18 protein-coding genes and 1 tRNA gene are annotated in these 23,041 nt (G+C 37.0%); 4 read left to right on the forward strand and 15 right to left on the reverse strand.

Annotated features, from left to right (window positions below):
• Together IPI15_RS15980 and IPI15_RS15985 are read left to right on the forward strand one after the other, a co-directional pair.
• Nucleotides 1–2,625, forward strand: coding sequence for a fibronectin type III domain-containing protein (locus IPI15_RS15980; protein WP_287421199.1), 2,625 nt, complete (start codon nt 1–3; stop codon nt 2,623–2,625).
• Nucleotides 2,626–2,720: 95 nt separating this feature from the next.
• Entirely contained in the window at nt 2,721–6,914 is a 4,194-nt protein-coding gene (locus tag IPI15_RS15985) for a T9SS type A sorting domain-containing protein (protein ID WP_287405533.1), read from the forward strand.
• Between the two features lie 159 nt (nt 6,915–7,073).
• Here IPI15_RS15985 and IPI15_RS15990 read toward each other — a convergent pair.
• Nucleotides 7,074–7,147, reverse strand: a tRNA-Asn gene (locus IPI15_RS15990).
• 101 nt (nt 7,148–7,248) lie between these two features.
• On the opposite strand from IPI15_RS15990, the gene IPI15_RS15995 reads away from it, so the two are divergent.
• The gene (locus tag IPI15_RS15995) at nt 7,249–8,163 is read left to right on the forward strand and encodes a PfkB family carbohydrate kinase (RefSeq protein ID WP_287405534.1); all 915 of its coding nucleotides are present in this window, start codon (nt 7,249–7,251) and stop codon (nt 8,161–8,163) included.
• 404 nt (nt 8,164–8,567) lie between these two features.
• Here the strand turns inward: IPI15_RS15995 and IPI15_RS16000 are convergent, their stop codons facing one another.
• From IPI15_RS16000 to IPI15_RS16055, 12 genes are all read right to left on the reverse strand, one after another.
• Entirely contained in the window at nt 8,568–9,080 is a 513-nt protein-coding gene (locus tag IPI15_RS16000; protein ID WP_287405535.1) for an O-acetyl-ADP-ribose deacetylase, read from the reverse strand.
• Between the two features lie 366 nt (nt 9,081–9,446).
• On the reverse strand, nt 9,447–9,866 hold the full coding sequence (locus tag IPI15_RS16005) for a DUF1801 domain-containing protein (protein WP_287421201.1): 420 nt from the start codon (nt 9,864–9,866) through the stop codon (nt 9,447–9,449).
• 11 nt (nt 9,867–9,877) lie between these two features.
• Nucleotides 9,878–10,411 (reverse strand): GNAT family N-acetyltransferase, encoded by a 534-nt coding sequence (locus IPI15_RS16010; RefSeq protein WP_287405537.1) that lies wholly within the window; start codon nt 10,409–10,411, stop codon nt 9,878–9,880.
• Between the two features lie 21 nt (nt 10,412–10,432).
• The gene (locus tag IPI15_RS16015) at nt 10,433–11,962 is read right to left on the reverse strand and encodes an alpha/beta hydrolase-fold protein (RefSeq protein ID WP_287421203.1); all 1,530 of its coding nucleotides are present in this window, start codon (nt 11,960–11,962) and stop codon (nt 10,433–10,435) included.
• Between the two features lie 148 nt (nt 11,963–12,110).
• Entirely contained in the window at nt 12,111–12,467 is a 357-nt protein-coding gene (locus tag IPI15_RS16020; RefSeq protein ID WP_287421205.1) for a hypothetical protein, read from the reverse strand.
• 20 nt (nt 12,468–12,487) lie between these two features.
• Nucleotides 12,488–13,357, reverse strand: coding sequence for an alpha/beta fold hydrolase (locus IPI15_RS16025; protein ID WP_287421207.1), 870 nt, complete (start codon nt 13,355–13,357; stop codon nt 12,488–12,490).
• 120 nt (nt 13,358–13,477) lie between these two features.
• A complete protein-coding gene (locus tag IPI15_RS16030) occupies nt 13,478–14,017 on the reverse strand; it encodes a lipocalin family protein (RefSeq protein WP_287405541.1) in 540 nt (179 codons plus the stop codon).
• Between the two features lie 149 nt (nt 14,018–14,166).
• Nucleotides 14,167–14,514, reverse strand: coding sequence for a lysozyme inhibitor LprI family protein (locus IPI15_RS16035; protein WP_287405542.1), 348 nt, complete (start codon nt 14,512–14,514; stop codon nt 14,167–14,169).
• Nucleotides 14,515–14,611: 97 nt separating this feature from the next.
• Nucleotides 14,612–14,911: a thioredoxin gene (trxA, locus tag IPI15_RS16040; protein WP_287405543.1), complete on the reverse strand. Its 300-nt coding sequence runs from the start codon at nt 14,909–14,911 to the stop codon at nt 14,612–14,614.
• A gap of 824 nt (nt 14,912–15,735) precedes the next feature.
• Complete coding sequence (locus IPI15_RS16045; RefSeq protein WP_287405544.1) at nt 15,736–17,202, reverse strand: serine hydrolase domain-containing protein; 1,467 nt, start codon at nt 17,200–17,202, stop codon at nt 15,736–15,738.
• 60 nt (nt 17,203–17,262) lie between these two features.
• Nucleotides 17,263–17,679, reverse strand: coding sequence for a hypothetical protein (locus tag IPI15_RS16050; protein ID WP_287421209.1), 417 nt, complete (start codon nt 17,677–17,679; stop codon nt 17,263–17,265).
• A 36-nt stretch (nt 17,680–17,715) separates the two neighbouring features.
• The gene (locus IPI15_RS16055; RefSeq protein ID WP_287421211.1) at nt 17,716–18,636 is read right to left on the reverse strand and encodes an alpha-amylase family glycosyl hydrolase; all 921 of its coding nucleotides are present in this window, start codon (nt 18,634–18,636) and stop codon (nt 17,716–17,718) included.
• Nucleotides 18,637–18,934: 298 nt separating this feature from the next.
• Here IPI15_RS16055 and IPI15_RS16060 point away from each other — a divergent pair, with 298 nt between their 5' ends.
• The gene (locus tag IPI15_RS16060; RefSeq protein WP_287421213.1) at nt 18,935–19,489 is read left to right on the forward strand and encodes a transposase; all 555 of its coding nucleotides are present in this window, start codon (nt 18,935–18,937) and stop codon (nt 19,487–19,489) included.
• A gap of 65 nt (nt 19,490–19,554) precedes the next feature.
• On the opposite strand, the gene IPI15_RS16065 is transcribed toward IPI15_RS16060, so the two are convergent.
• Together IPI15_RS16065 and IPI15_RS16070 are read right to left on the reverse strand one after the other, a co-directional pair.
• Complete coding sequence (locus IPI15_RS16065) at nt 19,555–21,054, reverse strand: glycoside hydrolase family 30 protein (protein ID WP_287405547.1); 1,500 nt, start codon at nt 21,052–21,054, stop codon at nt 19,555–19,557.
• A gap of 134 nt (nt 21,055–21,188) precedes the next feature.
• The gene (locus IPI15_RS16070) at nt 21,189–22,631 is read right to left on the reverse strand and encodes a glycoside hydrolase family 30 protein (protein ID WP_287405548.1); all 1,443 of its coding nucleotides are present in this window, start codon (nt 22,629–22,631) and stop codon (nt 21,189–21,191) included.
• Nucleotides 22,632–23,041 lie beyond the last annotated feature (410 nt).

The raw sequence follows: 23,041 nt of genomic DNA on the forward strand, positions 1-23,041 counted from the left end.
ATGAATTTCTACGGTATAATTAATATTTCTATTTGTTTATTCTCTGCCTACTTAGGTTTGGGACAAAATAAATCAACCATTATTATTCAATGCAGCGTTGCAAAAAATGCGGTTGAATTAAATTATTTCCCTAGTGAAATCATGATGTGGAAAGATGGATTGACTTCCGGATATACAGTGACAAGAGAGGTCATCAATGAAGCCTCCGGATCAGCTTCCAGGCAGTTTGCATCTCAAAATATTCTACCAAAAGATGCATCATGGTATAAAAAAAATGTTACACAAACGGATGGCGTATTATCACCTATAGGCCAGTTATTATATGATCCAAATTTCTCTCTTCCTTCATCAGGAAATAATCAAACCTGGGAGATCAAATACAATTACATCGTATATGAATCGACCAGGAGTCAGGAAGTGGCATCAGCAGTAGGCCTTGGTCTCACTGATGTGAACATAACTCCCGGATCGAAATATCGTTACACTGTAAAACACAATAAAAGTGGTCAATCCGCTTCGATAGAGGTGCTTTGTAATGCGGGAGAAACAGGCCAGCTTCCGGCAGATTATAGTCCAAATTTCGTGTTTCCTGATGGTATTTCCCTGAGTGAAATGGCAGAAATGTCTAAACCATTTGTCCTTGAAGCCATCATTGGAAAAGCAAGACCTAAGATTGACTCCATCATGCTGAGATGGGGTCCTTCTACCCCGGAGATCTGGCGAAGTGCAATGGAAGATGGTTATGAAATATACAGGACCGATGCCGGTGACAAAAAAGTTAAAATAGCAACTGTATTTCCCTGGAAAGAAAGTAAGTTTAAAGAAATATCTTTAAAAGATACCTTGTCATTATTGGCGGCTTCTATCGTCAAAGATAAAGGCATTCCTCAAAAAATGGCTAACACCAATTTTTTCGAAAAGGCCTCCACTGCAGGTAATTATTTTGGATTTGCTTTATATGTTGCTGACAGATCTCCTTTGGCTGCACAAATATTAGGTCTTAGTTATGTCGATAAAGATGTGAAGCCAGGCGAAACATACATTTATGAAATTACCACAAAAAAATTGACAAACAGCACGATTCCGATGGATATTATTGTGGCAAATGAATACGAACCATTACTTCCGCCTGAAGGATTTTCTATAATTAAAGGAGAAAAATCGGTGGTATTACAATGGCTTGCAAAAAGCAATCTGACGAATTATTCTTCTTATGTCGTAGAACGCTCGAGGTATAGAGATACATTATATGAAGTGCTAACAGATCCTCCCCTGGTATTTATTAAAGATGCAACGAATCCACAGGCTTTTTTCAAATTTGAGGATAAATTACAAAGCAACAATCAGGTATATTTTTATAAATTAAGAGGTTTAAATGCATTTGGAGAATGGAGTGACTATGCAACAGCTAAAGGTTTTGGAAAAGATCTTACCCCTCCCGAACCTGCAAGTATTCTTTCCGGACTTTATCTAAAAGATTCAATTCAAATCAGAATTTCCTGGACACAGAACAAAAAAGACAAGGATATTAAATACCAACAGGTGTTGATGTCTGAAGATAAAGAATATAATTATGCAGCCATAAGTAAGGAATTGAACCCTCGCGATACTAATTTTTATTTCAGCGTAAAAGAAATGGAAACAGATCGTCCCTTTTATTTCAAAGTAATGACTGTGGATAGCTCAGGCAATGAAGCCACCTCTATCTTAAAGTATGTATCGGTGCCGGATCTGGAGCGCCCTGAAACTCCACAAAATGTAAAAGCCATCATTGATTCTACAGGAAAAGTCAATATTTCCTGGAGTCCAAGTAAGTCTAAGGATGTTACCGGCTATTACATCTATTACTCAAATGACGATGCTTCAGACCTCACGATGATCAATGATTTTCTTCATGAGGACACCACTTATTCCTGGACTATCCCACTTAATACAATTACTAAAAATTTGTATATAGGGATTAAAGCAGAAGATGATAATTATAATAAGAGTTTTATTACTGATGTAGTCACGCTTAGACGACCGGATACAATAGCACCTGCAAAACCATTTATTGCATTGATAGAATTAAAAAATGATTTTGTAAATATTCAATGGAAGAAAAGTAGTTCATCTGACATTGAAAAGTATGTATTGTACAGACGCCAAAAATTAGACACCTCATATACGTGGATCGCAATAGATACGCTCGATAGATCGTCCCTCGATTATACTGATATGAAGCCACCTTTCGGAACCTCGGTTCAGTATTCTTTAATAGCCTTGGATGATTTCAAGAATGCATCTGTAAGGTCTAATGAAGTTCAGATCAAGGTACCATTTCCAAAAAATAAATACAAGCCTGAAATAATTAAAATTGGTGCAGTTGATAAATCAAGTATTGCCCTTTCATGGAAAAGGGAAACGTATAAAATTGCAGATCAGGATATGAAATACAAGTTTGAAATATTTAAATCAACAGGATCTAAGGAACTCGCCTTATATAAAGAATTAAGCCCTGCCGAATTCGGAATGACCGATATGGAAGTATTTGCAGGAGTGCTTCATAATTATGCAGTTCGAATTAAATACGACAACGGCTGGACCAGCGCACTCAGCGAAGTAAAATCAATTATAATTAAATAAATCAACTCTAAAAAATGATTTACAACTACACATATTTATTGCTCCGAATTATTTCGCTAAGATTATTAATTTGTATTTCCCTATTTGTTTTTTCTGTGAAATGTATTGCACAATGCCCTCCGGGACTCGTAAATTTATCTACTCAGGCGGAGGTAGATAATTTTATTATTCAATACCCCAATTGCACAGAAATCACGGGAGATTTAAATATCGATGGTGCAGCAGGTGTCACCAATTTAAATGGTCTGAGAAATCTGGAAACTGTAACCCGGGATTTAAATATTGTAAGGACGAGCGACCTGACAGATATAAGTGGGTTGAGCAAAATTAAATCTGTAGGAAGAAATCTTTGGATCGATGACAATGCAATGCTGAGTTCAATTAATATTTTTACAGATCTCGAATCCGTGGAAGCATGGTTCCACATAGGAAACAATGACCAATTAACTCAAATAGGATCATTTAATACATTAATTAATTGCAATATATTTGATGTACAGAATAATTTAATACTGACGACTATCAATACTTTTCCTGTATTGACGACACTTTCCGGCAATGTTACCATTGCCAACAATCCGCAATTAATTAATTTTAATTCATTCCCAATTTTAACTACTATAAGTGCGAATCTCTCAATTCAAAATAATAACCTTTTAAACAATGTCAATACGTTCAATGCATTAACTCAAATCGGAGGTGGACTTAAATTAGTTGGCAATAATTCAATGAACGACATATCCGGTCTCCAAAACATCAACCCTGCTTCAATCACAGGTGATGGATTGACAATACAAAACAACCCAAATTTGTCTGTATGCGACCTGGACAATTTTTGCACCTACCTACAGGGTGCAGGATTAAGAAATATCTCTGGCAATATAGGAGATTGTGCAAATGAACAAGCTGTCAATAACAAATGCCAACAACCTGATTGCCCACCGGGTAATGTGTTTATTTCTTCCCAGGCACAATTAAACAACTTTAAAGTTCTATATCCAAATTGTACTGAAATCAACGGCAAGCTCGGTATAGAAGGTAGCTCTATAATTAATCTGGATGGCCTAAGTAATATAGTCACCATCAAAGGTAATTTGGAGATTCTCTGGAATTCATCCTTAGAAAATTTAGATGGTTTGAACTCATTGAGTATTGTAGATGGATACTTCCATCTACAAAACAATGAAGTATTGACCAACATTGATGCTCTAAGTTCACTAAATTCTGTTGGTAATTATATCAGCATTTCAAATCATCCATCACTCATCAATTTAAATGGATTAAACTCATTGACAACTTTGGGTGCCTATTTATCAATCACCAACAACACTGAGCTTAATGACATCAGTGGAATTTCCAATTTGGACCTTTCATTAATTCAAAACCTCAATATTTCGAATAATTCAAAGTTGTCCGTTTGCAACTTACCAAACATTTGCACTTATCTGCAAGGCACCGGCTTTAGAACTATTACAGACAATGCAGGGAATTGCGTTACTGAACAAGCAGTAAACAATGCGTGTAATCCCACTGATTGTCCGCAGGGAAGTATCACTCTTGCGACTCAGTCAGACGTTAACCAGTTTCTGATCGATTATCCAAATTGTACAGAAATCACAGGAAATCTTTTTATTGGTATTGGGACCGGAACTTCCAACATTACTAATCTTTCTCCACTAAGCAAATTGACAACTGTAGGTGGCTATTTAGCTATATATAGTACTTCGGCTTCCAATCTGAATGGATTGCATAATCTGACCTCTATTCTGGTCGACATAGACATTCGGAATAATGCTTTTCTGACCGATATTTCTGCATTGCAAAACACGACCTTCAACCCGGACGGCACTTTTGGATTGACCATTATTAACAATCCTGCTCTATCAGTTTGCAACCTGCCAAATTTCTGTACTTATTTAACCAATCCTGCAGCAACTCATCCAAGAAATATATCCGGCAATGCAGGAGACTGCATCACTGAGCAGGCTGTAGTAGATGCCTGCGAAAACGCTACTTGTATTGTTTCCATACCTGATGCCAACTTTAAAGCTTACCTGGTGGGAAATTTAGCGATCAATACAAACGGTGACAGTGAGATCCAATGCACAGAGGCAGAAGTTTATTCCGGAGCAATATTATGCCCATTTCAAAACATCGCAGATCTGACCGGTATTGAGACCTTTGTAAATATCACAAATCTTGATTGCGGAGCCAACCAACTGACAAATTTAAATTTGAGCAATAATACAAAACTGACAAGAGTTGCTGCCGCTACCAATCAATTGACCAGTTTGAATGTAAATAATTGTGTTTCTCTACAAAGACTTTATTGCGAGACGAATCAATTGACCAATCTGAACGTAAGCACAAATAGTGATTTAATAGAATTACTCTGTGTCAATAATAAGTTGACAAGCCTTGATTTGAAAAACAATGGAAGTTTAACTGATCTGGATTGCAGTTTTAACCGGTTGACTAAACTTAGCCTAAAAAATGGCAATAATACGATCATAACCTCTGTTAGAACCAATAACAATCCTGACCTGACATGTATAGAGGTGGATAATGCTACATTTAGTGCAGACAACTGGATAGGTGGTAATTACTCATTCGATGCTCAACATTCTTTCAGTGAAGATTGTGAAGATGTTCCTATCCTGGAGGGAGATCAATGTACGAATGCAGTGAACATCCAGACATTATTCGGGCACCCTCAAGACGAACCTCAGGCTTCACAGACTTATACCACGGAAGGTATGACATCCAATGGGAATCCAAATACAGGAAATGATTGTCTGGATATTGAAAGGAAGACCATGTGGCTGACTTTTACAGGCGATGGTAACAGATATTATATCAGGTCCAATTATTGCAGTGCGAAGGTTTTTAATGATCCAAATGGAGCTCTATATACCGGTAATTGTAATGGCGGATTGGAACAGATTGATTGTAATTATTGGATTTCTAGTTCCGATATAGATCCGGATGCCAATTTTCAATTTACATTGCAAACGACTCCAGGCCAGACCTATTATATTCTGGTCGCGGTGTCGGCTACTGACGACTTTGTTATTTACGATGATTTTGGCAACTTCTGCTTAGAGGTGACCAGATTGGGAGAAGAATGTTTGGTTCAGATACCTGATCCGAATTTTAAAACATATCTGATCGAAAACTTTGATATTAATAAAAATGGGGATGATGAGATCCAATGTGAGGAAGCTGAAGGATATTTCAATCAAATCGACTGTTCACAATTAGGAATCGCCAATCTCAAAGGGATAGAAGCCTTCATCTATATTTCAGGACTGAATTGCAGTGGCAATGAATTGAATTCGATAGATCTTTCAAAAAATACTTTTCTGGGAACATTAAACTGTTCGAATAATAATTTGAGCAATCTTAATCTTACGAACAATATCCAACTGTATGATATCAAGTGTTTCGGAAACAGGATTTCTACCTTAGATGTGAGCAAGTTGGAAGGTTTGGATGAACTTGGTTGTAACGATAACTTTCTGGTGAGTTTGGATGTAAGTAAAAACACCATTTTGAGAAATCTGTGGTGTTACTCCAATCAACTGGTCTATCTTAATGTGGCCAATGGTAGCAATGTAAATATGACCATGATAGAAGCAAATGACAATCCTGATCTAACCTGTGTTCAGGTGGATGATGTTGACTATAGCAATGAAAACTGGACAGGAGGGGCTTTTCTCTTCGATCCACAATCCATTTTTAGTGAATATTGTGAACCATGTATAAGCACCGGAAATATTTCTGCCAATTTCTTAATAACATCATCAGCCTGTACCGGCGACGATGTCAGGATCATTGAATATGGTGTTTTAGATACCATTCCTGATCCGGTGACCTTCTCGTGGGACTTCGGCAATGGTCAGAAGTCTATTGAAAGAGATCCTATCGTTAGTTTCAACGCTCCGGGCACTTATACGATCACCTTGGAATTGGGCAATACGGAATGTCCAATGAAATTGGTAAAAGATATCAACATCCTTAGTTGTCTAAGGAATCCCAAAGGCAATGCTTATTCTGAGGTCATGCCCAACCCATCTTCGGGGCCAATACATCTTAAGACACGGCTTCCGCTTGAAAGTGATGCTGTCGTCTCCATTTACGACTTAAACGGCAAGGAGATTTACAACAAAAAGTTTAGTTCAGTGGATGCAATCGACGAAAACATTACAATTGAGGCAACTGGCACATATATTCTTGAAGTCAGGCATGTACTAGGATCAGAAAAAATGAAGCTGTTTGTGATCGAATAGAAATCCAAGCAAATAGTAAAGAACTATAAATAAGTTATTCAAAAAAAGTTGGGATGAACTGTGTGCTCTCCCGACTTTTGTTTTTAATACTCGAATGCAGGTCATGTTTTAGGCCATCTTTAGGAATAAAAAAAGCCGATCAAAAATGACCGGCTTTAGCTCCCCCTGTAGGACTTGAACCTACGACCCTCTGATTAACAGTCAGATGCTCTAACCAGCTGAGCTAAGGAGGAATGGTTATTTTAAAAATCAAACAAAAGTTCTTTTCTTAAAAAGCTCGGCAAAAGTAAGAGTAATTATTTTAATTTTATAATCTTTGTGCAAAAATATTTTTATGAAATTAGTAACTGTAGGTACAGTCGCATTTGACGACATCGAAACTCCTCGCGGAAGAGCGGAAATGGTGATCGGTGGAGCAGCCACATATATTAGCCGTTCAGCTTCGTTTTTTGTTGAAAATCAAGGAATTGTATCTGTCATCGGCGGAGACTTTCCAGAAGATGAACTCGAAGAAATGAGAAGTCTGGGCATTAACACAGATGGAATCGAAATAAAAAAAGAGGAGAAATCTTTTTTCTGGGCAGGTCGTTATCACGATAATATGAACAAAAGAGACACCCTTATCACCGATTTGAACGTCCTTGCCAACTTCGAACCTAAACTTCCGGAAGCATATCGCTCTGCTGAATACCTTATGCTAGGCAACCTTACTCCGGATATCCAGATGGATGTCCTTAATCAGATGCACAAGCGCCCGAAACTAGTCGTGCTTGATACGATGAACTTCTGGATGGATATCGCGCTGGATGGCTTAGTAGCTGTGCTAAAACGCATAGATGTACTTACTATCAATGATGAAGAAGCAAGACAACTCAGTGGAGAATATTCCCTTGTTAATGCTGCGGCAGTGATCCATAAGATGGGACCTAAATTTCTGATCATCAAAAAAGGCGAACATGGTGCTCTATTATTCCATGAAGGCTTAGTTTTCTCTTTTCCTGCACTTCCAATAGCTGAGGTAATGGATCCTACAGGCGCAGGTGATACTTTCGCAGGTGGTTTCATAGGTTTCCTTGCAAAAACAGAAGATCTGTCGTTTGAGAACATGAAAAGAGCAATTGTGTATGCTTCAGTATTGGCCTCTTACTGTGTAGAAGATTTTTCTTTGGCAAAGTTAAAGGAATTGACACAGTCTGATATTTCAAAAAGGGTGGAAGACTTTAAGTCGCTGACCCAATTCTCAATCTAAAATAAAAATACCAAAGACTTCCGAAAAGAGCTGTTGTGGTGCAAGTATTTGAAAGAAGGTTTCATTAGGTGAAGTCGGGTAGGTGTTGATCGAAGAATGTTGTTCCAAAAATTGATCCAACGTGGTTGTTTAGAAATGTGTTTTGATCATGTATTGTGACAATATGCTATAAAATAACTTTAGCCAGAATATAAAATGTCCGGAGGAATTTCCCCTCCGGCTTTATAATTAATCACAGATTAAACAGTTCAACCTTAATTTATAACTGCCTTGAGTGATTTAATGATAAAAATTGTGGTAACAATTTTATGTTCAATAAATGAAACTCTTTTGGTTAAATATTTTTTCTCAAATTCATTCACTTGGATTCCTAAGTCGAAGAGGATTTTTATAATCCCACAAAATTATTTCACCAACTCCCTCTTCATCACCCGCTCACTCTCCTCATCAAAACACACAAAGATCACCTTTTCAATTACCTTTGTCGTCTCCAAAAATTCTCTGACAGTTTCAACAGCGATCTTCGCAGCCAATGCTTTAGGAAAGCCATAAATACCGGTGCTAATATTTGGAAAGGCGATGCTGGAACAACCATGCTCTACTGCCAACATCAATGAATTCCAGTAACATTCAGCCAATTTTTCCGCTTCATTATTCTTTCCTCCGTTCCATACCGGGCCAACTGTGTGAATGACATATTCTGCCGGCAATTTTCCGGCTGGAGTAATAACTGCCTGACCGGTTTTGCAACCGCCTTGGCGGGCAATGATCTTTCTACAAGCTTCAAGGATAGTAGGACCACCTGCGCGATGGATGGCGCCATCTACTCCACCACCGCCAAGCAAAGAAGAATTGGCAGCGTTGACGATGGCCTCGGCTGCGACTTTTGTGATATCTCCTCGGATTAGTTCGATCATTTGGTAAAAGTATGGTATTAAATTGGTTCACACAAAGGGCGCAAAGGGAGACCACGCAAAGGATGCAAAGATTCAGCACAAATCATTTTTAATTAAATTTGCAAATCTTCCTTGCATTCAACATTTAATTCAAAATTTCACCACGTTCGGGTTTTGATTGCCAGTATTGCGGACAAGGGCAAGCCTTGTCCCTACTATCATAATATCTTTCTGATTTACTGTTTTCTTGGCGTCTTCGCGCTTCTTCCTCCCTTTGCGCGAAATCCTTGGCTTTTGTCTGAATCACAGATGATCCGGATTACACAGATGGCACAGATTATCCCGTTCAACAATCTGTGGAATCCTTTAATCCATTAAATCTGTGATTCAGAATAATTTCAAATTAGACACGTATGCCACTGAAGTCCTAATCATTTCCCGAAGTACTTCTTCATCAATATCTGAAAGTTTATTGACATAAATACAACCTTTGCTGGACTTATGCTTTCCGAATTTTGACAAATATTTTTCTCTGTTGACTTCATCTAGCGCTATATACAATGAGATGGCACTCTTCCTAGGTGAAAATCCAGATATAGGTGCGTCTCCTTCATGTCCACTCTCATACTTATAATGATACGAACCAAAGCCAATGATGCTAGGTCCCCACATCTTTGGCTTAAAGCCAGTCTCTTTTTGAAATATTTCAACCAACTTGCAGCCGTCCGACCTTTTTTTCTCATCCGGCACAGCATCTAAAAATTCAAGAACACTTTGCTGGGTTTCTTCTGTTTTATTCTTAGTCATTTGATAAAAACTTATAATTCACTTTTCAATAAGGAATATAAATATAAGTCGATATATCCAGTCCTCAAAAACTCCCCTTCCCTAATTATTCCTTCTTCTGAAAAGTTTAATTTTTTCGGGATGTTTTGGCTTTTGTAATTTTCAGTACCGCATTTTATTTCTATTCTGTTCAATTTGAGAAAGTGAAAACAGAATTGCACAATGCTCTCACAACTTTGCATCATGATCCCTTTTCCTTCATATTCAGCGCCGATCCAGTAACCTATTTCACCGATCCTGTTGTGAAGATCTATTTTATGAACACCTATCCTTCCTACAATTACATTATTATAAAAGATTGAAAAACCGTATTCTTCTCCTCTTGAATTGCGGTCCATACTGCCTTTAATAAAGTTAGCTATAAAGTCCTGAGATTCCATAAAAGGGGGCCATGTAAGCCATTGGGAAAGGTATTCCCTATTGTCTTTTGCAAGATTATAGATTTCAGGTGCATGCGACTCATTCAATAACATCAATTCTATTGATTCATTAACTTCAAGTTTCATGGGTTTTGTTTATTGTTTGTTTTATTTCAAGTTACTATCCTTAATTTTCTTATCGATTTTCTCCATGACATCTCGAAAAGAATACTCAGCACAATGGCCTTCCATCGGAGAAAAATTGATATTTGCATCAGAGACGGGATTCTTGGTTGTCTTTAAATATTCATCCAATGCCCTTGTAGCAGGATTCAAATAAAAATGATCCATATCTCCCATCCATATGTAGATCTTGCCCTGTAATTTAGGACCAAGAGTCTGCCAATTTTTATCAAGGTATTTCTTCATATCATACTTTGTCCAGGTCTTGGCAACCTCTGGATCTATATCACCTGTCACAGGATCGAAAAGGGGCTTAGGAAGACCATCTTTTCCCTTAGGGCTGAATAGCGCTGTATGTGCACTGAATTGGCCACCTGATGTTACATAAGTATCAGACCAACCAAGAACATTTTCATAATTAATGAATTCCTTCAAGGCAAGCATTGGTTCCCCACTTATGTCCCGCATAACAGGTCTTGGATAATCAAATTCATTGACAAAGGCATTTTTGTCTTTATAAATATCTATAAGCTGATAATTTTCAAATTCAACCGCATCAGGGCTATAAGAAAAACAGCCATTAAACATTTCAGGATAATATACCTGAAGTGCCAAAGATACCCAACCACCGGTAGAGCAGCCTTCTACAAATCTTGTTGCAGCAGAATTTGTATTTCTATATTTGGATTCAATAGCCGGAATTAACTCATGTATTAATGAATAACCATATGCACCACTATTGTCAGAATCCATTTGATAACTATCTCCAAAAGGACCTTCACCATCAAGCATGACCACGATGATCTGAGGAGCATCCGCAGACGTCCACCAATACATGCTTCTCTTACTTTTGGTCAATCGATTTATTCTGTCATATCTTCCACCATAACCTGCGACATTATAATCAATTGGATAGGCTAATGTTTTATTTTCATTATATTTAGAAGGTAATAAGATTGAAGCTTTGACATATACGTCTTTTTTCCACCATTTAGAAAGTGTATCACTCCGAATGCTAATTTCTCTAACTAACGGATGTTCATTAATTTTAATTGGTTCAATTACTTTATTTAGAGTTATTTCTAAAGTCTTATATCCATTTAATTCAACTTTTTGTTTTTCGCAATAAATATTTCCCTCAGAATTAATGTTAGATTCTGTCGTATTCTGATCCCATAGAATTTGAATATAATAAGTTCCAGAAGGTACGTGCTCAAGATCCCATGCAGGTGTCTTTTGCCAATCTTTTCCTACTATTAAAATCGACTTTTTTGAATCAAATTTTTCATAATTTTTTGCAAACATATAATTCCCCTTACTAGGCCAGGTCTGAGTCATAGGTTCAACACCGTCCGATTGATTGAGAAATAAAAAGAGCCTCCCTTTTGAATTAAATGACTTTTGAACAGCCTTATCTATTGTCAAATTCACTTTTATTGAATGACTTCCTACTTGCGCATTTAAATTATTGAATAATAATAGGAGCGAAAAAAACATGTAAACTGAAAACTTCATTGTTTATTGAATTTAATCTTTGAATAAAGTTAATATTTTTATTTAAAAATGTAATAAAGTATTGATAATTTGCCAACCAAACATTGGCTTTAAGGTATATGTTTTGTATATTTTGTCCAAATATTATTGATATCTACTTGAATTTTTTTTAATTTAATGCACCATCATATCCTTCCTTATAAGCATAATAACAACCCTGACTCATTAAGCGGTATAGATTATCTTCGTTGATCCAATTGTATTTTAAATTTAAATACTCTTTCAATCTTACAAACAAATCAGCACTACTTATGGTAACATTTTCTTTACAAAGCGCTTCCGAAATATTAAAGATGAAATCATGACCTGCCTTCATTTCATTTTGGCATTTTGTGTTATAATCAGCCAATTCATTCTCAGACAATTCAGGGAATTTTTCTTTTAATTTTCCTTCTATTTTGTCCATCCATTTTTCACCCCATTCCGAAGCCAGGTTATGTCTTATGTTTAGTATTTGATCCTTCAAAAGGTAAATTATCAAGTATGTTAATTATTTAGAAAAGTGCCAATCGCCCTCATGTACAAATCCTTTCTATCCAGCCATCCATAGTGACCGCAATTATCCAATAAAACCAATTTCGAATTATGAAATGTTTGTTTGATTTCTTCGGCAGTTTCTACTGAAATTATATCATTTTTACCCTGAATTATTAATACAGGTTGTTTAAAATCAGGAAACTTATTAAGGTAATTATATTTAATTTTATCCAGGTCCTGTATAACCAATGAATTGATTTTAAAATCTATCTGAGGCAGTCTAGCGGCCACAGTTGGCGCATTTCCTTTATAGTATACATAGGCATTTGCTAGAAAAGAAGCCCTTTTATATATTGTCCTAACTGAATTATCGCCGGCATCAAGTTTCTTTTGGTAGTAATTAAGGCTGTCTCTTTGCTCCTTTGTCATATTATTATTAATACGGCCCTGCAGATAATTCCTGAAGTTCATGTTTACTCCACCCGAAGAGGAAAAAATCAGTTTTTTGATCCGTTTCGGGTATTTAGCAGCGTAATGTGTGGCCAGGATACCTCCGAAAGAATGACCAAAAACCACCCATTTTTCTATTTTCAATTTTTTTCTAAGATCCTCAATATCCTGCACCATTAAGTATATGGTGATTGTTTCACTATTTACCACATTTAGTTTAGAGCCACCTGTACCGCGTTGATCATAAATGATTGTCTTATATCCAAGATCAGCAATTTCCTGAGCAATAAAAGCAAATCCTTCACTATTGAAACCCGGGCCACCATTGATGATAAGGATAGGTTCTCCTTGTCCAAATGTTTCGTAATGAGTTTCAATAGGTGGTTTTAAATCTTGTTTGTCAACAAATGAAGTTTCTCTGCAAGCCATGAGGCTTATTATTAAAAATAGAAATATCATGATAGAGCTAATTTATAACTCTAATTTACTTCTTACCAAGGATTACATCATTGACATTATACAGACGATCAATTATTTATGACCAATGCATCATTTCATGTCATGTTCCACCCAAACGAGTGCTTCGGTATTGTAACCAATTTCCCTTGCTTTTTGAAGATAACCTTGTTTAGTGTTTTCAGGAATGGATGTTTCCCGAGACAGAAGCCATAAGTTCTTAAAACTATCACCTGCTACTAGTGCGTATTTATAGTCCTTGTCAATAGCAATCACGTTGTATCCTGCATAAAATGGGCCGAAAAAAGAGACTAATAGTTTTGCTTCATCTTTATCACCTGCGTATTTTGCTTTTCCAATAGATTGTTCCCATTCTTTCTTCTTGAAATTATAGCCTTTATTATCTACTTTTATTTTACCATTATCTTTTAAAGAATAATCAGCAGTTACATTATTTAAATTACGTTCGTATTTAAAATCAAGTCTGGCGATCTCATACCATTTTCCTAGATACTTGTTAGTATCAAATGGCTTTACTGCTGTCACACCCTGAGGAATTGATTTACATGAATTAAGTAATAAAAAAGAAACTGTGAACAATGAAATAGAAGTGAGAACGGAATATTTACGCATAATAATATGTTTGTTATTAATAATTAGAAAGGCAAAACAACCTTTGTTGATTTGATTTACCTTGCGAAAGAGAAAGGGAGTGTTCTATAAAATGCAATAAATTTTGGTGTTTGGAGTTTGGTGTTTGTTAATTGAAATTGAGGAAGAATTTACATTTTCCTATCCACCAAACTCGCTTTTAATTCTTCTGTTCTGGTTTTGGTTACAGCTTCAAGACAGGATGAAATCACCATAGGCTGTGCGCTGCCACCTTCATACATTTGTCCTTCGAAAGCACAATGTGAATCTCTAAACTTGATCCAATCAAGTTGAGCTTTTTTCAGTAAGATCTTTGCCTGCGGATCGAGTTCTTTCATCAGAAGCTTATATGTTTTGTTTAATTCGAGATCAGCGGTCTCGTATGATTTCTGGGCATCCATATTCATTTCTACCTGGGTTTGAGCACAAACAAAGGAGCTATAAACAACTGTTAAAATGCAGATTAATAAGTATTTCATATTAACATTTTAGATTGATGAAGTTGAAATTAAGAAAATTGGAAAGATTTACTGAAATATCTTTTGGTTGAGACAATCTTGCAAAAAACTTTAGGTATTATGAATTTTCTTTGATTAATTTCTCCAAGGTATGACCAGGAACCACTCCTGACTGCCTCCAAATTATCTTTCCTTCTTTGAATAATAGGAGCGTCGGAATACTCTGTATTTTATATTTTGCGGACACTTTTTGATTCTTGTCTACATCGATTTTGATTACTTTGGCGCTATCGCCTATCTTTTGTTTCAAATCCTCAAGAATAGGAGCCATAGTCTTGCAAGGTCCGCACCAGTCGGCATAAAAATCCACTAGGGTAGGGGTATTACTATTGATGATTTCGGAGAATGATTGTGGCATAATATTTTTTTGTTTAGTTCAAATTTGTGAATTCTTTTAACAAACTTTGGATATTAATAGTTGCAAGAAGAAGTCAGAGGTCAGTAATCAGTAATCAGTGGTTAGTGGTCAGTAATCAGTGGTCAGTAATCAGTAATCAGTAATCAGTAATCAGTAATCAGTAATCAGTAATCAAAAAGTCCAAAATTAGAGGATTAGTTCCATCTGTGCTATAATTTTATCGAAGATAAAATAACTCTGTGACCTCTCTTGAAAAACAAAGTAATAAGTAACTTTTTGTAAAAGTTTTATTAAGATCGAAAATCAAAATCCTAGCTCTCAAATCAACCTTAAATCTTTGGATCACTCCTTAAAATATTTGTGCTGCTTATATTGGAGTAAATAGCCTCTGTGATAAAAAAAACAGTAACCAGTGGTCAGTGGTCAGTGGTCAGTAATCAGTGGTTAGTGGTTAGTGGTCAGTAATCAGTAATCAAAAATTCCAAAATTAGAGGATCAGATCCATCTGTGCACAATTTTGTCGAAGATAAAATACCTCTGTGACCTCCCTTGAAAAACAAAGTAATAAGTAACTTTTTGTAAAAGTTTTATTAAGATCGAAAATCAAAATCCTATATCTCAAATTAGCCTTAAATCTTTGGATCACTGCTCAAAATATTTGTGCTGCTTATATTGAAGTAAATAGCCTCTGTGATAAAAAAAATCAGTAACCAGTGTCAGTGGTCAGTGGTCAGTAATCAGTGGTCAGTAATCAAAAAGTCCAAAATTAGAGGATCAGTTCCATCTGTGTGAACATTTTCAATTTTTAATTTTCAATTTTCTATTCAACGCTTTTTCTTCAGCATTTCCTTAGCATGCTCATTCGCTGGATTTAATTTGAGAGATTTTTTGAAATTTTCTTTGGCCAATTTTAATTCTTTATTTGCATAATAGGCATCACCTAAACTGTCATAAACATTAGATGAATTAGGAAATTCGGTGGCATTTAATTTGAAAATTTTAATAGCAGCTATTATTTTTCCACTATTTAATAGTCGGTAGCCAAGTTTATTTAATTCACCTTCGCTTTCAAAATTATAACTATCTTTTTTATCATTTTTTAATTGATAATAATATGCCATTCCGGCATCTGCATTTTCTTCGACAGTAATCCTAATAGTTCGGCCAATTGATTTTTGTCCATAAGGTTTCAGATCACTTTCCAGTCCTTGGATCACATCCAAAAGTTGACCGGCAGTATTGGATCCGGATTGATTTATTATAACAGAAAATCCAATCTGATAAGCCGGGTAAACAAAAAAGACATTTTGAGTTCCGTATGCGCCACCATGTTTCCAGTAGAATTTATTTCCTTTTATATCCTTTCCAATATCCCAGAAATAGCCCATCTCATCCTTACCATCATCAAATATCGATCGGTGCGACTCTTTGACGATTGCATTAGTGGTATCTAATTGATACTTCATGTATTTTAAAAGATCGGCCATGGTTGACTTCATACCACCACCGGCTCCCCACATCGCATTCGCAAGGAAGGGCATCAATACCCCCTTATCATCGTATCCATTTGCTACAGATAAGTTATCATCAATACGGATACTTGTATGGTTCATTTCATTAGGTTCCATGATAACTTCCCGGAGTTGAACATTGAAATCCTGCTGCATTGCATTTTCCAAAATATGTGCAGATAATTCGGGCCCAAACTGTGAATAATAATACACTGAACCCGCAGAAGTATCGGGCCTGACCCACAGAAGATCCCTGAAAAATTCCCGTTTATCGTAGTTCTCCTCCATCTTTCGCACTTTAAAAGCTGTGCTGTCATCCCTGTTTTCGAGCAACTTGGCATAATTGGGAAATTGCCGAAGAATACCTGTTCTATGAGTGAGCAGATCTTTAATCGTAACCGGCTTCCCCTTGTATTGTAAATTAGCAAATTCCTGTCGCAAATAATCCCTAACATCTGCATCCATTTTAACTTTTCCCTCCAGGACAGCCCGTGCCATCAATGTTCCGGTAAATGTCTTGGTCACAGAAGCTATTTCAAACAGGGTTTCATCTGTCGCTTTATTCTTCTTTCCTTTGTCTATTTCACCATAATGTCTTGAGTATGTCTTACCATTCAAATACACTCCAATTGAAACTGAATTTCCACCGGACTCTTTCAACAAATACTTTGCATTTTCATCCAGTGAGCGGTACACTTCAGCCTCTGATGGCGCTTTTGGGGAAGTTTGGCCGATACAAAGATTCGATATAAATAATAATATAAAAGTTAATTGCTTCATTTGAGAAATTGCTTCTTTGTCAGTTTTGATATTGTAGTGATGTTTGTTGTTTGGAGTTAGTTACAAATCTAAAATAAAATACTCGTAGGGAGCTAAAGTGATTTTAGTACCGAACGTCTTTGTTCCTCCATTGACAACGTCCTTTGCTGTCTGATCCACCAGTCCGACAGGAATAGTCAGATCCACAGATTTATTCCGAACATTGGCCATAATGAATACTTTTTTGCCATCCCTTTCTTTGGTAAAAGCGCACACATCAGTGGTAGAAAAAGTTGTCAAAACACCCCGTTTAATGGCGTCACTTCCTGCTCTGAATTTCAATATCTTTTTGTATTCCTCTTTCAATGCAGGATTCAGTGACCAGTTGATCTTGGTTCCTGTAAACGGAAAAACGATTTTGGTAGGAAATCCTACTTCCTGGCTGCCATAGATCATCGGAATGCTTTTCATCGTAGATGCTATGACAAATGCAGACATGGATCCGCGGAGTCCTCCGAATAGACCAAGGGGTGTTCAGTCTGAGCCATTGACGTCATGATTGGTCGTATATCTTATTATTTGCTGACCATTGGTGGCACTGGAATATTCAGTATTGTTGAGACCATCGATGGTCAATGCAGAATTATTGTTGCCAAATATTTTCTTTAATTGATCAAAGAATCCGAAGCCAAAATTATAATCGAAACCTGCCGAAAAGTTAGCTGTCCTGCTTCCTTCTGCAAACATCAGCAACTTGTGTGTACTGATACTCCTCATTGTATCAACGGCTTGTTTCCAGAAGTCAACCGGTGGGCCATCCGTATAGTCCATTCTGAATCCATCCACATTGGCAGCATAAACCCAGTACTTCATGCTGCTGATCATTTCTTTGCGCATGTCACCATTTTTGAAGTCCAGTTGAGCGACATCTGTCCAGTTGAAACCCGGAGGATTAATGATGGCGCCTGCACTATTCTTGACATACCAGTCAGTATGAGCACTAATCCAAGGGTTGTCGAAAGAGGTATGGTTGGCCACCCAGTCAAGTATGACGGACATGCCGCGAGTATGAGCACCGTCGACGATAGCTCTCAGATCATCCAGATTTCCGAATTCAGGATTTACTTTTTGATAATCCATCACACAGTATGGCGAGTTAAAAGCTTTGAACTTACCGACAGGATAAATGGGCATGAGGTAGATGACATTGGCACCCAGGGCTTTGATAGAATCCAACCTTTCTACAACTCCCGCAAAATTACCTTTAGCGCTGAAGGGTCTCATGTTGACCTGGTATATGATGGCATCTTCTCTGTCCGGTACTCCGGAGAATGGTGTACCATATTGTATAAGGCCTGTCGGTGTAACCACGGGAGGCGTAATTATAGGTTCGTCTTTGTCTTTGCAAGAAATAAACAATAGTGTAAAGAAGAGGTATAAAGAATAGCGCAACATGTATGTTATTTTGGTATAAAAGTAGGGAAAAATGGGGAAAGGGGGCGAGGGCATCGAGCATAATCTCAAAATAAAGAGAGTTGAAAACTATTTTAACTTTAAATAGGTATGCCTTGGTTTAAATATAAGACAATATTCTCAAAACACTTATTCAATTCTTGTAATAAAGATCATCAATTTCAATTTTCGTTACAGTAGGGACAGGTCGCGACCTGTCCCTACTGTAACGAAAATTGAAATTTACCAAGCAAGAAATGATTATATTTCATAACTTTATTATTAAATCAAACACCAACCCATGATACCCAATCGAAAACCTAATAGATTAAAAGAGTTCGATTATACTTCCGACAATCTTTACTATATAACAACTAATGTTAAATATAGATACAAGTGTTTTGGCCATATCCAGAACGAAATAATACATTTAAACATTTTAGGAGATATCGTTAAAACTCGATGGTTATGGCTTGAGCAGAAATATTCATATATAAAGCTTCATGAATTTGTAATAATGCCGGATCATTTTCATGGTATCATAGAGATTAACAGGGTTTTGATAGATTACCCAAATTTTGAAGTTCCTTCTGTAGGGACAGGTCGCGACCTGTCCCTACAGAAGGAACTTCAAAATTCACCAGATGCTTCCCGTACAAAGGTTGATGGAATTAAAATTAAATCTCTTTCAGAATTAATAGGCGCTTTCAAAATGACTGCTTCCAAAAAGATACATGAACTGGGTTTGGATTTTGAATGGCAAAGGTCTTTTAATGACGAGATAATAAAGGACGAAGAGGCAAATTTTTATATCTCGAATTACATCCGAGAAAATCCAAGGAATTGGAACGGGTAAAAATAATTATATCTGTAGGGACTGGTCGCGACCAGTCCCTACAGATATAATTATTTTTACAAACTCTACCTCACCACCACCGTACTTATACTCCTAGCCTTAGCCACCGTCTTCGCTGCCTGGCCATCTACCCACACATAATAATCTACATCCTTGTCACTTTCATTCATCACGATGGTCGCTACACTGCCATCAGGGTTTAAAAATGCGGTGGATATCAACTGGCTGCGGGTCGGAGCTGCAATGATGCGCTTGGCGCCGAGCTGGATGTATTTAGAGAAGTGGCCGATGTAATAATAGGCATTGGTGTATATCAATTGACCGGTTTTGGTGTCTCCATGGATAGGAGCGAAACAGAAATTCTTGACGTGATTTGGGCCACCTGTTTGATCCAGGAAGATATTCCAATCCGTGAATCCAACCATCCCGTTGTTAAAATCATTGATCATGCTGCGGCCGTATTCTTCGCCAAGCGCCCAATTGTTATAACCGCCGGACTTGAAACTTTCAGCACAGCCTTCGGTGAAGAAAAGATGTTTATCGGGATAAGCCTCATAGACTCTGCGGAGATTGTCAAACATTGGTTTGCCACCGCTCCAGTCCTCGTACCAGTGAAATCCGATGCCCCAGATATATTTCGCGGCTTCCGGATCATTTAGATAAGTACTTGCTCTTTGGTATATCATGTCCCGATTGTGATCCCAGGCTATGATCTTTTTATCTTTTAATCCTTCCTTTTCCATGGTTGGCCCAAGGTGATCTTTTATAAAATCACGCTCTTCTTCAGCCGTATAAATACAACTTTCCCATGTTTGAGTGGCCATCGGTTCATTTTGAACACTGATACCCCACACGGGAATGTTTTCCGCTTCATAGGCTTTGATGAATTTGGTATAATACATCGCCCAAACATTATGGTATTGATCCAGCAATTTTCCACCTTTTAGCATATTATTATTGCTCTTCATCCAGGCAGGTGGTGACCAGGGGCTGCCGTAAAACATGATATCCTTGCCGATCAATTGCTGTGCTGCTTTAATCATCGGGATCTTGAATTTTTTATCGTGGTCGATGTTGAAGGTCGTTAAGGTGCTGTCCTTTTCAGCGATGTATGTATAATTATCACTGCTGAAGTCGCAGCTATTAATATTGGTACGAATAATATTATAACCGATTCCTTTTGTTTTGTCGAAATATGCGGTTATCAATTCATCTTGTTGTGCTTTAGGCATTTTATAGAAAGTCTCCGCGGAAGCATCCGTGATCGCTCCTCCGATGCCCACGTATGGTTGGAATGTTTTGCCAGGGTCAACAAATACACAAATCTCCGTTTCGAGTGGTTGCTTCTTTTCTTCGAAACCTACCGTGTCAAAGGCAGACATTTTGAGATCAGTATTCAATGCGGTGGTATAAACGAATGCTTTTTTTCCACTCATTGAAAATACTACATCTGATTTTGCATCCTCCGAAGTTTTGGCCGACTGACCTTTCGGATTTTCACTGTTTTGTTTGCAGGAAGAAAGTATGAAGATAAAGCTCGCTAAAAACAAAATTGATCTGAACATATGCAGGATATATTTAATATTTATCTAAAAATTTGTGCGCAAATGACTTAAAGAAAAGTAAGTGTAGTCACAGCATGATTATTCTAGAGCGACTTTGTGTCACTTTGTGCATTCTTTGTGAAACTTTGTGACATCTACCAGATGAAAGTCCCTGCCGACTGAGCCTGCAATAAAGCCGTAACTCTCTTTCCCTTAAATTCTATATTGAAAGATTGACTGGCAGAAGCAGTGTTTAATACAAGTAAGACTTTCTTGCCCTGTGGAGTTAAGAAGGCGACACTCGGCATATTCGGAGCTATGTCTGACTGAATTCTCTTTGATCCCGGTGGAACCCATTTGGAAATTTGCCCCAGTATATAGTAAGATGGATTTCTAGTAATAGAGCCTCCAATAGTCAGAGCACCTTTGCATTCCGTGCAGCCACCCTCCGTATGAGGACCAAAGGATGGGTCATTGGCAAGATTCCATTCAAGAACGACTTTGGACCAATTGCGAACTGAACCAATCAACACTTGTTGTGTATGCCACATGAAATTTTCAGCAAATGATTCATTCTTTCCTGTCCATTGTTCTGTGAAATACAAGTTCCTATCAGGATGCGCATCATGGACTGTGCTCAATGCACTTATGTCGCCGCCATACAAATGGAATGCAGATCCATCCACATATTTCTTTGCTTCCGGATCATTCAGAATGGTAATTGGATAGTCAGGTCTGTCGCAATTGTGATCGTAAACAATGATTTTTGTTTTTATACCGGCTGCTTCAAATGCAGGTCCTACAAATCCTTTGATAAAATCTCTTTGTTCTGCAGCTTGCATCAGCAAACTTGGGTTATTGCCGGGATGTAATGGTTCATTTTGTAAAGTGACTGCATCAATAGTAATGCCCTCAGCCTTCATTCCTTGAATATATTTTACAAAATACTGTGCGTAGGTGCTGTAATATTCCGGTTTTAAACTACCACCGACAGAACTATTATTGGTCTTCATCCAGGTAGGCGGACTCCATGGTGAACCCATTATTTTAATGTTGGGATTGATAGCCAAAATCTCTTTCAATACAGGTATTAAATGTGCCTTATCCGGTGCAAGGCTAAATTTGTTCAGATTGACATCTGTTTCTCCAGCAGGCAAATCATTGTAAGAAAAAGGAAACGGATCCAGATCGGATGCACCGATGCTGATCCGCAAATAACTGATGCCCAAAGAAGCTGAATCGCTCCCAAACATTTCTTTTAGTAAAGCTGCTCGAGGGGCTGGCGCCAATGCATAGATCACAGAAGAACTACCACCTGTAAGACTGTATCCAAAGCCATCTATCTCTTGAAAGACCTGTGTACTGTCGACTCGTATGATTGGATATGAATTGGTAGCTGTACCAAATCTAAGTTTGAAATTTTGTTTCTTTAATAGGGACGTTTGATTGGCAGAAGTGAGATAAAAATCAACATCTGACTTGGTAACTATTACTGGCTTAGTGTCTTCGTTGTCATTGTCCTTTGAACATTTAAAAGAAGAAAATGCCAAGAGTAATAACATTAAACACAATAAATTAGTCTTATTTCTGTGACTCATTACAATATGATTTTTATTTAGATTGGGTTTAATTTCATAATTAAACACGACTAAAATAAGTTGAATTAATTTATATAAAGTGGCCCGAAATTCTTTAAAATAATTAATATTAATTTGTCATGAAAATCCCTTCTTTATACATTAATATTTTTTCTAATTATTCACTGAGATTAATAAGGTCAAACACCCCGCCTGTCGGCACCCCTCTGATAGAGGGGAAGCACAGATCGGTCACTCCTTTTATTATATTAATATCTTATTTAAAATTAAATTTATTTAGTTAAAAAATGATTTTAAATAGTCTTTGTCAATTAATAGAAAGCTTGATTTATTATCAAATTAATTAAACGTATAAATTAATTACAATCTAATTTGTAATATCATTTAACTACATTAATCACTTAATTAAA

Origin of the sequence: Candidatus Brachybacter algidus, assembly GCF_016707225.1 — a bacterium.
GTDB classification, from domain to species: domain Bacteria; phylum Bacteroidota; class Bacteroidia; order Chitinophagales; family Saprospiraceae; genus Parvibacillus; species Parvibacillus algidus.

What these genes read in the sequence shown, in the direction of transcription:
- IPI15_RS15980 (WP_287421199.1), top strand. Translation starts at nt 1, where the DNA reads ATGAATTTCTACGGTATAATTAATATTTCTATTTGTTTATTCTCTGCC.
- IPI15_RS15995 (WP_287405534.1), top strand. Translation starts at nt 7,249, where the DNA reads ATGAAATTAGTAACTGTAGGTACAGTCGCATTTGACGACATCGAAACT.
- IPI15_RS16000 (WP_287405535.1), bottom strand. Translation starts at nt 9,080, where the DNA reads ATGATCGAACTAATCCGAGGAGATATCACAAAAGTCGCAGCCGAGGCC.
- IPI15_RS16005 (WP_287421201.1), bottom strand. Translation starts at nt 9,866, where the DNA reads ATGACTAAGAATAAAACAGAAGAAACCCAGCAAAGTGTTCTTGAATTT.
- IPI15_RS16010 (WP_287405537.1), bottom strand. Translation starts at nt 10,411, where the DNA reads ATGAAACTTGAAGTTAATGAATCAATAGAATTGATGTTATTGAATGAG.
- IPI15_RS16015 (WP_287421203.1), bottom strand. Translation starts at nt 11,962, where the DNA reads ATGAAGTTTTCAGTTTACATGTTTTTTTCGCTCCTATTATTATTCAAT.
- IPI15_RS16025 (WP_287421207.1), bottom strand. Translation starts at nt 13,357, where the DNA reads ATGGCTTGCAGAGAAACTTCATTTGTTGACAAACAAGATTTAAAACCA.
- IPI15_RS16030 (WP_287405541.1), bottom strand. Translation starts at nt 14,017, where the DNA reads ATGCGTAAATATTCCGTTCTCACTTCTATTTCATTGTTCACAGTTTCT.
- IPI15_RS16035 (WP_287405542.1), bottom strand. Translation starts at nt 14,514, where the DNA reads ATGAAATACTTATTAATCTGCATTTTAACAGTTGTTTATAGCTCCTTT.
- trxA (WP_287405543.1), bottom strand. Translation starts at nt 14,911, where the DNA reads ATGCCACAATCATTCTCCGAAATCATCAATAGTAATACCCCTACCCTA.
- IPI15_RS16045 (WP_287405544.1), bottom strand. Translation starts at nt 17,202, where the DNA reads ATGAAGCAATTAACTTTTATATTATTATTTATATCGAATCTTTGTATC.
- IPI15_RS16050 (WP_287421209.1), bottom strand. Translation starts at nt 17,679, where the DNA reads ATGTCTGCATTTGTCATAGCATCTACGATGAAAAGCATTCCGATGATC.
- IPI15_RS16055 (WP_287421211.1), bottom strand. Translation starts at nt 18,636, where the DNA reads ATGTTGCGCTATTCTTTATACCTCTTCTTTACACTATTGTTTATTTCT.
- IPI15_RS16060 (WP_287421213.1), top strand. Translation starts at nt 18,935, where the DNA reads ATGATACCCAATCGAAAACCTAATAGATTAAAAGAGTTCGATTATACT.
- IPI15_RS16065 (WP_287405547.1), bottom strand. Translation starts at nt 21,054, where the DNA reads ATGTTCAGATCAATTTTGTTTTTAGCGAGCTTTATCTTCATACTTTCT.
- IPI15_RS16070 (WP_287405548.1), bottom strand. Translation starts at nt 22,631, where the DNA reads ATGAGTCACAGAAATAAGACTAATTTATTGTGTTTAATGTTATTACTC.